Genomic DNA, 12,273 nt, shown 5'->3' on the forward strand with positions numbered 1-12,273 from the left:
GCGCTCTCCCCGCATCGCATGCGGGGAAAGTCCCCTTCAGCTCACGAAGACGGCTTCACGACGACGGTGTCGTCCGGTCCGACCAGGCGCCCGTCCGCGGCCCGGATCTCCAGGCGCCGCAACGGAAGCCCGCCGTCGCGGTCCACCAGTTCCGACCGCGCCTCCCCGGCGGCGAAGAAATGCGCCTCGCCCCATTGCCGCAGCGCGACGATCACCGGGAACAGGTCTCGCCCCTTCGGTGTCAGGACGTACTCGCTGTACGTGCTCCCGTCCGAAGCCGGGACCACTTCGAGCACACCGTGCCCGACGAGCGCCCGTAGCCGCGCGGACAGGATGTTCTTCGCGACGCCCAGGCTGCGCTGGAACTCCCCGAAGCGGCGCACACCGTCGAAGGCGTCTCGCACGATCAGGAGCGACCACCAGTCGCCGATCGTGTCGACCGAGCGCGCCACCGGGCAGGAGGCTTCGTCGAACGTCGTCCGCTTGACCATGGTTGCATCTTACAACCGCAGTGCCCTACCGTCAGGTGGTAGCAAGTTGCAACCATCTGGAGGGTCTGTGCATCGCGGTGTCGTCCTGTTGTTCGCCGTGGCCGCCGGGACGGCCGTCGCCACGATCTACTTCGCCCAGCCGTTGCTCGTCACCATGGGCACCGAGCTCGGTATCGCCTCCTCGACCGTCGGCGGCATCGTCACGCTCACCCAGCTCGGCTACGGCCTCGGCCTGTTCCTCCTGGTCCCGCTCGGCGACCTGCTCGACCGGCGGCGGCTCGTCGCCGGTCTGCTGACGCTGCTGGCGATCGCCGAGCTGGTCGCCGCGACCGCCGTGAACGGCTTGACGCTGTTCGCCGGGATGGCGGCGATCGGCGTGCTCGCGGTGGTCACGCAGCTCCTGGTCGCGTTCGCGGCGTCGCTGGCCGCGCCCGCCGAACGCGGACGCGTGGTCGGTCTCGTGACGACCGGCGTCGTCCTCGGGATCCTGCTCGCGCGCACGGTGTCCGGCACGCTGGCCGACCTCGCCGGCTGGCGCGCGGTGTACGTCGTGTCCGCCGCGGTGACGGTGGTGATCGCGATCGTGCTGTATCGCATCCTTCCCGCCACGGCAGGCGGAAAGACCATGAACTACGGGCGGTTGCTCCGGTCCACGTTGTCCCTCTTCGCCGAGGAGCCCGTCTTCCGGACGCGCGGAATACTGGCGTTGCTGATCTTCGCCGCGTTCGGCACGTTGTGGAGCTCGGTCGCCTTGCCGCTCAGCGAAGACGGCCTGTCCCACACCGCCATCGGCGCGTTCGGGCTGGCCGGGGCCGCGGGCGCGCTGGCGGCGGCCCCGGCGGGACGGCTCGCCGATCGCGGGAGGGCTCGATGGACGACCGGGCTCGCGCTCGGCCTGCTCCTGCTTTCCTGGATACCGCTGGGTTTCACCCGCACGTCACTGTGGGCGCTGGCGGTCGGCGCGATCCTGCTCGACCTCGCCGTCCAGGCCGTGCACGTCACGAGCCAGACCCTGATCTACCCGCTCCGGCCGGATGCCGGAAGCAGGTTGATCGGCGGCTACATGATCTTCTACTCCGTCGGCAGCGGCCTGGGCGCCATCGGCTCGACCGCCGTCTACGCCGTCGCCGGCTGGACGGGCGTCTGCCTGCTCGGCGCGCTGTTCAGCGCGTCGGCACTAGCCGTGTGGGGTGTCAAAGCCGCTCGATGATGGTGACGTTCGCCGTGCCGCCGCCCTCGCACATCGTCTGCAACCCGTAGCGGCCGCCCCGCCGTTCGAGTTCGTGCAGCAGGGTCGCGAACAGTTTCGTCCCGGTCGCCCCGATGGGATGGCCGAGCGCGATCCCGCCGCCGTTGACGTTGACGCGGTCCGGATCGGCGCCGGTTTCCTCGATCCACGCCAGGACGACACTCGCGAACGCCTCGTTGACCTCGAACAGGTCGATGTCGTCGATGCTCAGCCCGGTCTTCCGCAGCGCGTGCGCGGTCGCCGGGATGGGCCCGGTCAGCATCCACACCGGATCGGCCGCCCGCACGGAAAGGTGGTGGATCCTGGCGCGCGGGGTGAGCCCGTGCTCCTCGACGAACTTCTCCGACGCGATGAGGGCCGCGCTGGCGCCGTCCGAGATCTGGCCGGCCACGGCCGCGGTGATGCGCGAACCCTCGCTCAGCGGCTTGAGCCCCGCCATCCGTTCCAAGCTGGTGTCGCGCCTGGGCCCCTCGTCCAGGGCGGCACCGGCGAACGGAGCGATCTCGGCGGCGAAGCGGCCTTCGTCGATGGCGGCGATCGCGCGCCGATGGCTGCGGAAGGCGAACTCCTCCATCGCCTCGCGGGTCAGATCCCAGTGTTCGGCGATCATGTCGGCACTGCGGAACTGCGAGACCTCGACGCTGCCGTACCGCTCCTGCCAGCCCTTCGAGCCGGAGAACGGGTCTTCGAAGCCGTACTCGCGCCCGGCCAGCATCGCCGCGCTGATCGGGATGGCGCTCATGTTCTGCACGCCGCCGGCGAGGACGAGGTCCATCGTCCCGGACAGCACGGCCTGCGCGGCGAAGTGCACGGCCTGCTGGCTCGAACCGCACTGCCGGTCGATCGTCACACCCGGCACGTGGTGCCCGAAACCCGCGGCGAGCCAGGCCGTGCGCGCGATGTTCCCGGACTGCGGTCCGAGCGTGTCGCAACAGCCGAGGATGACGTCGTCGACCAGGTCGGCCTCGACCCCCGTTCGCTCGACGACGGCCTGGATGACGTGGGCGCCGAGGTCGGCGGAATGGACACCGCTGAGCGCTCCCCCGCGTTTGCCGACCGGGGTCCGGACCGCGTCCAGGACATAAGCTTCAGCCACGCCGCCTCCTCTTCGTCGCGATGCCGTCCAGCAGGATCCCGAGGTATTGCTGCGCGACGTCGTCCGCGCTCAGCGTGCCGCCGGGGTTGTACCAGCGCACCGCCACCCAGACGGTGTCGCGGATGAACCGGTAGGTCAGTTCGACGTCGAGGTCCTCGCGGAACACGCCGGCCGCGATGCCGTCGGTGAGGATCCCGTTCCACAGTTTGCGGAATTCGGTGTTGCGGTCGTTGAGGTAGCCGAACCGCGGCAACTGCATGAGATGCTTCGCCTCGGATTGGTAGATCGCCACCTCGGCGGGCCGCCGGTGAATGGATTCGAACGACGCCACGACGACGGCTTCGAGCGTTTCCCGCGGGCCTTTCCCTTCCGCGACGATCTCGGCGTAGGCGCCGAAGAGTTCGTCGAGGAATCCGGTGAGGATCTCGTCGGCCATCGACTCCTTCGAGTCGAAATGGTGGTAGAGACTGCCCGAAAGGATGCCCGCCGCGTCCGCGATGTCCCGCACGGTCGTGGAGACGTACCCGCGTTCGGCGAACAGCTTCGCCGCCAGGGCGAGCAGTTCGGCGCGGCGGGACCCTGGGCTGGCTTTCATCGCTACCTCACGCATGCTGGGAACTCACGGACACGACCTCGCCGGTGAGGTACGACGAGTACTCACTGGCGAGGAACACCATCACATTCGCCACTTCCCACGGTTCCGCCGCCCTCCCCGAGACCTCGCGCGCGGTGAGTTCGGTGAGCAGTTCGTCGCTGGTCACCTTGGCCAGGAACGGATGCATCGCCAGGCTCGGCGCGACCGCGTTGACCCGGATGCCGTGTTCGGCGACGTCGACGGCCGAACACCGGGTGAGCGCCATGACACCCGCCTTCGCGGCCGCGTAATGGGCCTGCCCGGCCTGCGCGCGCCAGCCGATCACCGACGCGTTGTTGACGATCACCCCGCCGTCGCCTTGGGCGATGAACCGCTTCACCGCGGCCCTGGTCGCGCGGAACGTGCCGTTGAGGGTCACGTCGATGATCCGCGCCCATTCGTCGTCGGCCATGTCCACAATGGACTTGGTTCCGCCGAGACCGGCGTTGTTGATGAGCACATCGATCCGGCCGTAGTGCGCGGCGGCGCCGTCGATGAGCGCCTGTACCTGATCTTCCTGCGTGACGTCGCAAGGGATCGCGTGGACGTCACCGAGTTCGGCGGCCTTCTCGCCCAGCCGCCGCTCGTGCCAGTCGCTGATCACGACGCGGGCGCCTTCTTCCATCGCGCGTTTCGCCACCGCGGAACCGATCCCGGTGCCGGCCGCCGCCGTCACCACGACCACCTTGTCCCGCAGGAGATTCGCCCCCTCGGGGTACTTCGGCACCGGGATCACGGACGTACCTCCCTTGGCAGGCCGAGCACCCGCTCGGCGATGACGTTGCGCTGGATCTCGTTGGAGCCGCCGTAGATCGTGTCGGCGCGGGTGAAGAGGAAGAGCCGTTGCCAGGCGTCGAGCCCGTCTTCCGCGAGCATTCCCCGCGCGCCGCGGACGAGCATCGCGAGCTCCCCGAGGTCGCGATGCCAGTTCGCCCAGACCAGTTTGGACACTTCCGCCACACCCGGCGACGAGTCGCCCAGAGTGCGGATCGCCTGCGCCCGCATGACCTCCAGGCCCACCCAGGCGCGGTCGATCCGTTCGGCGATCACCGGGTCGTCCGGTGCGATCCTGGTGAGTTCTTCGAGTTCCCGGCGGAAGCCGACCTGCTGCCCGAGCGTCGCGACGCCACGTTCGAAGGCGAGGGTGCCCATCGCCACGCGCCAGCCGTCGCCGGGTTCGCCGACCACGAGGTCTTTCGCCGTGCGGGCGCCGTCGAAGAAGACCTCGTTGAACTCGGAAGTCCCAGTGAGCTGTTGGATCGGCCGGACCTCGACGCCGGGCTGGTTCATCGGGACGAGCAAATAGGACAGTCCTTTGTGGCGTTTCGAGCCGGGCTCGGTGCGGGCGAGGACGAAACACCAGTCGGCGACGTGCGCGAGGGACGTCCACACCTTCTGGCCGTTCAGCACCCACTCGTCGCCTTCGAGGGTCGCCGTGGTCGCCACGGCGGCGAGATCGGAACCGGCGCCGGGTTCGGAATAGCCTTGGCACCACAGTTCTTCGACGGCCACGATCGGCGGAAGGAACCGCTTCTGTTGTTCCGGCGTGCCGAACGCGATGAGCGTGGGGCCGAGGAGTTCTTGCGCGAGATGGCTCACTCGCGCCGGGGCATTCGCTCGCGCGTACTCCTCGTGGAAGACGACCTGCTGGTCGAGCGTCGCGCCCTGGCCGCCGTGCTCGACCGGCCAGCCGACGCAGGTCCAGCCCGCTGCCGCGAGCCGGCGCTCCCATTCCACGCGTTCGTCGAAGGCCTCGTGTTCCCGCCCCGGACCGCCCGAACCGCGCAGTTCCGGCGGCAGGTTCTCCGCCAGCCAGGTGCGCACACGGTCACGGAAACCGTCCTGAGCCACGCCTGCCTCCTCTAGCCAAACCAGAGCCTGCTGCGTAGGCTACCCTACCAAGCACTTGCTAGGGAGAGAGGAATCCGACTCCGCTGCATCCAGGTGACAACAGAGCGCGCGCCCCGGCCGGCAGGCCCCGCGATCGGGGCGGCAGGGCACATTGGTCGACGAAGTGGGATTCCGCCATGCCCGCCCTGGCGACACGATCGCGGACGCGCGCAGACTGGCGGACAACAGGGAGGCTCGATGTCCGAAGGGACCATCCCGGCGGCGCTCGACAGGGCCGCGGAGCGCTTCGCCGGCCGGGAAGCGCTGGTCGACGGCGAAGTCCGGCTCACCTATGCCGAACTCGCCCGCCGGGTGCGGCAGACCGCGCGGTTCTTCGAGGGCCACGAACGGGTCGCGATCTGTTCCCCCAACACCTGGCATTGGGTCGTCGCCGGGCTCGGCGCGCTGTACGCCGGCGCGACGCTGATCCCGGTCAACACCCGCTTCACCGCGCGCGAAACCGTCGATATCCTCGAACGCGCGAAGGTTTCCGCGCTGGCGATCACCGGCACGTTCCTCGGCACGGACCGGCTGGCGGACCTCGGTTCCGCTCGCCCGGGCACCGTGGTGCGCATCCCTGTCGAAGGCCCCGAGGAGCCCGTCAACGGCGTCACGGAATGGGACGCACTCTCCGGTCTCGACAGCGATTTCGTGAGTCCCGCACAGCCCCGCGACGTCAGCGACATCCTGTTCACCTCCGGGACCACCGGCCGCAGCAAGGGCGCGATGAGCAGCCACCGGCAGGCATTGAGCGTCGCCGAAGCCTGGGCCGAGCGCGGCGGGTTGACCGAAGAAGACCGGTACCTCGTGATCAACCCGTTCTTCCACAGCTTCGGGTACAAGGCGGGCATTCTCGCCGCCGTGCTGCGGGGCGCGACCCTGTTGCCCCAGCGCACCTTCGACGTCCGCGAGACCCTGCGGCTCATCGAAACCGAGCGGATCACCGTGCTGCCCGGCGCGCCCACGATCTACCAGGTACTCCTGGAGGCGCCCGAACGCGGGAACCACGACCTCTCCAGCCTCCGGCTCGCGGTCACCGGTGCCGCCACCGTGCCGGTCACGCTCGTCGAGCGGATGCGGACGGGCCTGGACATCGACACGGTGCTCACCGCATACGGCCTCACCGAAGCGGTGGTGGCCACGATGTCGCGCCCCGAGGACGACGTCGAACTGGTGGCGAACTTCTCCGGCCGCGCGACGGCCGGCTTCGAGGTGAAACTCGGCGAGCACGACGAAGTCCTGCTGCGCGGGCCCAACGTGATGCTCGGCTATCTCGACGATCCGGACGCCACCGCGAAGGCCGTCGACGCCGACGGCTGGCTGCACACCGGCGACGTCGGCGTGCTGAACGAACGCGGGTATCTGAAGATCGTCGACCGGATCAAGGACATGTACGTCTGCGGCGGCTTCAACGTCTACCCGGCCGAGGTCGAGCAAGTGCTGAGCCGCCTGGCCGGGGTCGCCGAAGCCGCCGTCGTCGGTGTGCCGGACGAACGGCTCGGCGAGGTCGGCAAGGCGTTCATCCGGCTCGCCCCTGAGGCTTCACTGTCCACAGAGGACGTACTTACCCATTGCGAAGGCCAGTTGGCCAACTACAAGACTCCTCGATTTGTCGACTTCGTGGCGGAGCTTCCGCGAAACCTGTCGGGGAAGGTACTGAAACGCGTGTTGCGGGAGGAGAACGGATGACCGTCGAGTACGAGCGGCGCGGGCCGGTGGCCGTCGTCACGATGAACCGGCCGGAGTACCGGAACGCGCAGAACTCGGCGATGACCTACGCGCTCGACGCCGCGTTCACCCGCGCCGTCGACGATCCCGAGGTCAAGGTGATCGTGCTGGCCGGCGCGGGCAAGCATTTCTCCGCCGGGCACGACATCGGGACACCGGAACGCGACGTGGACGTCTCGTTCGAACGCAAGGCGGTGCTGTGGTGGGACCACGTCGGCGCCGAGGGCGGTGATCAGCGGTTCGCCCGCGAGTCCGAGGTCTACCTCGGCATGTGCCGCCGGTGGCGCGAGATCCCGAAGCCGACCATCGCGAGCGTGCAGGGCGCGTGCATCGCGGGGGCGCTGATGCTGGCGTGGGTATGCGACATGATCGTCGCCTCCGACGACGCGTTCTTCGCCGATCCCGTGGTGCGGATGGGAATTCCCGGCGTCGAGTACTTCGCGCATCCCTGGGTCCTCGGTCCGCGCGCGGCCAAGGAGGTGCTGTTCACCGGTGAGCGCTTCACGGCGCAGCAGGCCAAGGAATGGGGCATGCTGAACCGCGTCGTCCCCCGCGCCGACCTCGAAACCGAGACGATGGCGCTGGCGGAGAAAATCGCGGTGATGCCGCGGATGGGGCTCGCGCTCGCCAAGAAGGCCGTCAACCAGGCCGAGGATCTGATGGGTCTCCGGTCCGGAATGGACTCCGTGTTCGGGCTCCATCACTTCGCGCACGCGCACAACGCCGAGGTCTCCGGCGGCGACTCGCTGGGCGGGCAGGACGCGCGCTCGATGCGGGACGCGAGTTCGTGATGAACCTGGACCTGGACGAGCGGACACTCGCCTTCCGTGACGAAGCCCGCGCCTGGCTCGCCGCGAACGTCCCCGCCGAACCCTTGAAATCGTTCGACACCGCCGAAGGATTCGCTCAGCACCGCGAGTGGGAGTCCCGGCTGGCCGACGCCCGCTGGTCGGTCGTCTCGTGGCCGCGTGAGTTCGGCGGCCGGGACGCGAGCCTCTTGGAGTGGGTGCTGTTCGAGGAGGAGTACTACGCGGCGGGAGCGCCGTTGCGGGTCAACCAGAACGGCATCTTCATGCTCGCGCCCACGCTGTTCTCCCATGGCACGGAAGAACAGCAGGCCAGGATCCTGCCGAAGATGGCGCGCTCGGAGGAGGTCTGGGCGCAGGCGTGGTCGGAACCCGAGGCGGGCAGCGACATCGCCGCCCTCCGGAGCACCGCGACCCGCTGCGACGGCGGCTGGCGGGTCAGCGGGCAGAAGACGTGGAGCTCGCGGGCGACGTTCGCCGATCGCGCGTTCGGCCTGTTCCGCAGCGACCCGGAGTCGGTGCGGCACAAGGGACTCACCTATCTGATGGTGGATCTGCGGGCCGAAGGGGTCACCGTGCGGCCGATCCCCCAGCTGGACGGCGAACCGGGGTTCGCCGAGATCTTCTTCGACGACGTCTTCGTCCCCGACGAGGACGTGATCGGCACGCCGGGTGAGGGCTGGCGGGTCGCGATGACCACGGCGAACAACGAACGCGGCCTGTCCTTGCGCAGCCCCGGCCGGTTCCTCGCCGCGGCCGACCGGCTCGTCTCACTCTGGCAGGAGGCGGGGCGCCCCGCGCATACCGCGGACCGGGTCGCCGACGCGTGGATCGGCGCGCGGGCCTACCAGCTGTACACCCTGGGCACGGTCACCCGCCTCTCCGGCGGCGCCGAGCTCGGGCCGGAATCGAGTGTCAACAAGCTGTTCTGGTCACATCTCGACGTCGCACTCCACGAAACCGCGCTCGACATCCTCGGCCCGGACGCCGAACTGCGGGGCGGCTGGAGCGATGGCTGGCTGTTCTCCCTGTCGGGACCGATCTACGGCGGGACCGACCAGATCCAGCGGTCCATCGTCGCCGAACGGTTGCTCGGCCTGCCGAAGGGGGCTCGATGAGGTTCGCACTCACCGGTGAGCAGGAGCAGTTCTCCCGCAGCCTGCACGATCTTCTGTCCGGTGTGGACACCGACTCGGCCAACCGCGCCTGGGCGGCGGGCGATCCGGGCCCCGGGCTCAAGATCTGGCGGCGTCTGGCGGAACTCGGCGTGACCGCGCTGGCGGTCCCCGAGAAGTACGACGGTCTCGGCGCCACACCGGTCGATCTGGCCGTCGGCTTCGAACGGCTCGGTTACCACTGCGCTCCCGGTCCGTGGACCGACACCGTGGCCGTCCTGCCGTCCTTGTTGGACGACGAGCTGCTGACGTCGGTCGCGTCCGGTGAGACGCTGGCTTCGGTCGCGTACGCACCACACGTGCCGTACGCCTTGGATTCCGACGTCGCGGACGCTCGTCTGACGGTCGAGAACGGCAGGCTGCGCGCGTTCACGCCCGGCACCCTTCTGTCCTCTGTGGACGGTTCACGGCGGCTGTTCCCGCCGGTGGCCGACGACGATCTCGGCACGGCGCTCGACGCGGACCGTGCGTTCGAACTGGGCTGCCTCGCCACGGCGGCGCAACTCCTCGGCGCGGGTCGGTGGCTGCTCGACACGTCGGTCGCCTATGCGGCGCAACGCAAGCAGTACGGGCGCGAGATCGGCGGGTACCAGGCGGTCAAGCATCTGCTGGCCGATGTGGCGACCGCGCTCACGCTGGCGGAGCCGCTGCTGTTCGGCGCGGCCGTCACCCTGGACCGTCGCGACGTCTCCGCGGCCAAGGTGGCGTGCGGCGATGCCGCGCATCTCGCCGCCCGGACGGGGCTGCAGGTGCACGGCGCGATCGGCTACACCGCGGAGCACGCGCTCGGCCTGCGCCTGACCAGGGTCCGCGCGCTGGTCGGCGCCTGGGGTACGCCGCGATTCCACCGGGAGCGGGTGCTGTCATGACGTTCACCGCCGAACAGGACGCGCTGCGGGACAGTGTCCGCAAACTGCTCGACCGGGAAGCGGATCCCTGGCCGGAGCTGTGCGAACAGATCGGTGTGGCGGCGCTGGCCGTGCCCGAGCGGTTCGGCGGACTCGGCGCCGGGATGGCGGAACTACAGGTGGTCGCCGAAGAACTGGGCCGGGTGCTCGCCGACGTCCCGTTCCTCGGCTCGGCCGTGCTCGCCGTGCACGCCCTCCTGGCCACCGGCAACGACGAGGCTTGCGAGCGCCTGCTCCCCCGCCTCGCCGAAGGCACCGTCGGCGCGGTGGCCTGGACCGACGCCGATGGCCGTTGGGACACGCCTGCCTGCCGTGTCGTCGACTCCGCGGTGGAGGGTGAGGCGCACTATGTCCTCTACGGTGACGAAGCCGAGATCCTCCTGGTCGTGGCCGATGGCGCGCTGTACGAGGTCTCCGATGCCCGGCGTGTGCGGACTCCGGCGATGGACGAAACCCGGCGGCTGGCTCGCGTGGTTTTCGAGAGCGCTCCTGCCCGGCTGCTCGGCACCGCCGACCTCGGCGCCCTGCGTGACGTGGCTTGTGCCGTCCTGGCCGCCGAACAAGCAGGGGCCGCGGCGCGGGCTTTCGAGCTGACGGTGGAATACAGCAAGCAGCGGCACCAGTTCGGCAGGCCGATCGGCGGTTTCCAGGCGTTGAAGCACCGGATGGCGGACCTCCACGTGCTGGTGGAGACCGCGCGTTCGGCGGCTTACGCGGCCCCGGAGTCGAGCAGGCTGGCTGCGGTGGCGAAGGTGCATTGTTCGGAGGCGCTGGCGACGGTGGCGGGCGAGATGATCCAGCTGCACGGCGGGATCGCGATCACGTGGGAGCATCCGGCGCATCGGTATTTCAAGCGGGCGCATGGCGCGGCGCGGTTGTTCGGCTCGACTGGGGAGCACCTCGGGCGGGTGCGGCCTTCGTTAGCGTGATCCGGTGGAGTGCGCGATTTGTGCCAAGCACCGGGGTGAGGGTGCTTTGGTCGGTCCGCTCGTGTGGGCTGATGACGTGGTCGTGGTGTCGCACCGTCCCGGCGAGTTCCCCGGGTATCTGTTCGTGGAGACCCGGCGGCACGTGGCGGCGTTGGACGAACTGACCGCGGAGGAAGTGTCGGCGGTGTCGCTTGCCGCCTGGTGTGCGGCTCGCGGCCTGCGGGCGGAGCTGGCTCCGGAGCACGTGTTCTCCGCCATCGCCGGGCGGAGCGTCGCGCACTTCCATCAGCACGTTTTCGTGCGCTATCGAGGAACGCCCGGAGAGATCGGGTGGATGGACGGTCCCTCGTGGACAGGTGCGCCCGCCGTGGACATCGGCGCGCTCTGCCGTCGCCTGGCTGACTACTTCTGATCCAGGAACCGGGTGATCGCGCGGATCCGATCCCCGTCGAGGGTGAGGACCATCAGCCCGGCGGGTGTCTCGCCATGGCAGCAGCGGAAGGCGGGCTGGTTGTTCGCCCGCGCCGGCGTCATGGCGAAACCCTCCACGGGAACGGCCATGGTGACGCGGAGGAAACCCGCGATCGCTTCGAGGCCGTGGTACTCGTGCGGCGCCGGCGGCATGGCGAGCCAGGCGTCGTCGGTGAGCAGGCCGAGGACACCGTCGAGGTCGCCCGCGGTGAAGGCGTCAGCGAACCGCCTGGTCAGGTCGCGTTCCTGACGTGACGGCCGGTGCCCGGCGCTCTCGCGATGCTTGTCGAGCGAGGCGCGGGCGCGCTGAAGGATGCCTTTGACCGCCGTCTCGGTGGTGCCGAGCATGCTCGCGACCTCACTCGCGGGGAAGCACAGGACGTCGCGCAGGACGAGCGTGGCGGCTTGCCTCGGCGGGAGGAGCTGGAGGCCGATGACGAAGGCGAGCTCGATCGCCTCCCTGGTCCCGTAGCGCGCTTCGGGACCGGGGTCGCTGTCGGCGACGCGCTCGAGGAGCTCGTCCGGATACGGCTGCAACCAGGTCATCTCGCCACGTCGACTCGGTTCAGGCGGGTCGAACGGCGGCGCCGGCTCCGGTGGGCGACGGCGGCCGGCGTCCCGCAGCGCGTTGAGGCAGCGGTTGGTGGCGATGCGGTACAGCCAAGTGCGGAGCGACGAGCGCCCCTCGAAGCCGTCGAGTCCTCGCCATGCGGCCAGGAGTGTTTCCTGGACGGCGTCCTCGGCGTCGGTGAGGGAGCCGAGGATCCGGTAACAGTGCAGGTGGAGCTCGTGCCGATACGTCTCGGCGAGCTCGCGAAACGACTGCTCGTCCGTTGCCCTGGTGCTCACAGGCCGTTCCTTTCGCGGCGGGGGTGGTGTCTGACTGGATGAAGACC

13 protein-coding genes are annotated in these 12,273 nt (G+C 69.5%); 7 read left to right on the forward strand and 6 right to left on the reverse strand.

Going from position 1 to position 12,273, the window contains the following annotated elements:
- Positions 1-41: 41 nt before the first annotated feature.
- Positions 42-491: a winged helix-turn-helix transcriptional regulator gene (locus ACSMFO_RS25500; protein WP_436460765.1), complete on the reverse strand. Its 450-nt coding sequence runs from the start codon at positions 489-491 to the stop codon at positions 42-44.
- A 67-nt stretch (positions 492-558) separates the two neighbouring features.
- Between ACSMFO_RS25500 and ACSMFO_RS25505 the strand changes: the two genes are divergently transcribed.
- Positions 559-1,701, forward strand: a complete 1,143-nt coding sequence (locus tag ACSMFO_RS25505; protein WP_436460766.1) for an MFS transporter — start codon at positions 559-561, stop codon at positions 1,699-1,701.
- Here the strand turns inward: ACSMFO_RS25505 and ACSMFO_RS25510 are convergent.
- Genes ACSMFO_RS25510 through ACSMFO_RS25525 form a run of 4 tightly spaced genes read right to left on the reverse strand, consistent with a single transcriptional unit; the run spans position 1,685 to position 5,321 of the window.
- Positions 1,685-2,836 (reverse strand): acetyl-CoA C-acetyltransferase, encoded by a 1,152-nt coding sequence (locus tag ACSMFO_RS25510; RefSeq protein ID WP_436460767.1) that lies wholly within the window; start codon positions 2,834-2,836, stop codon positions 1,685-1,687. The two genes, ACSMFO_RS25505 and ACSMFO_RS25510, sit on opposite strands and share 17 nt — an antisense overlap.
- Positions 2,829-3,431, reverse strand: a complete 603-nt coding sequence (locus ACSMFO_RS25515; protein WP_016332873.1) for a TetR/AcrR family transcriptional regulator — start codon at positions 3,429-3,431, stop codon at positions 2,829-2,831. The genes ACSMFO_RS25510 and ACSMFO_RS25515 overlap by 8 nt, the downstream gene beginning before the upstream one ends.
- A 7-nt stretch (positions 3,432-3,438) precedes the next feature.
- Positions 3,439-4,206 carry an SDR family oxidoreductase gene (locus ACSMFO_RS25520; protein ID WP_436460768.1) on the reverse strand — a complete coding sequence of 256 codons (768 nt, stop codon included), beginning with the start codon at positions 4,204-4,206 and terminating at the stop codon, positions 3,439-3,441.
- Entirely contained in the window at positions 4,203-5,321 is a 1,119-nt protein-coding gene (locus ACSMFO_RS25525) for an acyl-CoA dehydrogenase family protein (protein ID WP_350583551.1), read from the reverse strand. The genes ACSMFO_RS25520 and ACSMFO_RS25525 overlap by 4 nt, the downstream gene beginning before the upstream one ends.
- Positions 5,322-5,558: 237 nt before the next feature.
- Here ACSMFO_RS25525 and ACSMFO_RS25530 point away from each other — a divergent pair, with 237 nt between their 5' ends.
- From ACSMFO_RS25530 to ACSMFO_RS25555, 6 genes are all read left to right on the forward strand, one after another.
- Positions 5,559-7,049, forward strand: coding sequence for a FadD3 family acyl-CoA ligase (locus ACSMFO_RS25530; RefSeq protein WP_436460769.1), 1,491 nt, complete (start codon positions 5,559-5,561; stop codon positions 7,047-7,049).
- The gene (locus ACSMFO_RS25535) at positions 7,046-7,879 is read left to right on the forward strand and encodes an enoyl-CoA hydratase (protein WP_034317229.1); all 834 of its coding nucleotides are present in this window, start codon (positions 7,046-7,048) and stop codon (positions 7,877-7,879) included. Before ACSMFO_RS25530 ends, ACSMFO_RS25535 begins: the two co-directional genes overlap by 4 nt.
- Entirely contained in the window at positions 7,879-9,012 is a 1,134-nt protein-coding gene (locus ACSMFO_RS25540) for an acyl-CoA dehydrogenase family protein (protein WP_436460770.1), read from the forward strand. Before ACSMFO_RS25535 ends, ACSMFO_RS25540 begins: the two co-directional genes overlap by 1 nt.
- Positions 9,009-9,938: an acyl-CoA dehydrogenase family protein gene (locus ACSMFO_RS25545; protein ID WP_436460771.1), complete on the forward strand. Its 930-nt coding sequence runs from the start codon at positions 9,009-9,011 to the stop codon at positions 9,936-9,938. Before ACSMFO_RS25540 ends, ACSMFO_RS25545 begins: the two co-directional genes overlap by 4 nt.
- Positions 9,935-10,906, forward strand: coding sequence for an acyl-CoA dehydrogenase family protein (locus ACSMFO_RS25550; protein WP_436460772.1), 972 nt, complete (start codon positions 9,935-9,937; stop codon positions 10,904-10,906). Before ACSMFO_RS25545 ends, ACSMFO_RS25550 begins: the two co-directional genes overlap by 4 nt.
- Before the next feature lie 76 nt (positions 10,907-10,982).
- The gene (locus ACSMFO_RS25555; protein WP_436460773.1) at positions 10,983-11,318 is read left to right on the forward strand and encodes an HIT family protein; all 336 of its coding nucleotides are present in this window, start codon (positions 10,983-10,985) and stop codon (positions 11,316-11,318) included.
- Here the strand turns inward: ACSMFO_RS25555 and ACSMFO_RS25560 are convergent.
- Positions 11,309-12,226, reverse strand: a complete 918-nt coding sequence (locus ACSMFO_RS25560; RefSeq protein WP_436460774.1) for an RNA polymerase subunit sigma-70 — start codon at positions 12,224-12,226, stop codon at positions 11,309-11,311. The two genes, ACSMFO_RS25555 and ACSMFO_RS25560, sit on opposite strands and share 10 nt — an antisense overlap.
- Positions 12,227-12,273 lie beyond the last annotated feature (47 nt).

It is taken from the genome of Amycolatopsis sp. w19 (assembly GCF_051373225.1).
GTDB lineage: Bacteria > Actinomycetota > Actinomycetes > Mycobacteriales > Pseudonocardiaceae > Amycolatopsis > Amycolatopsis japonica.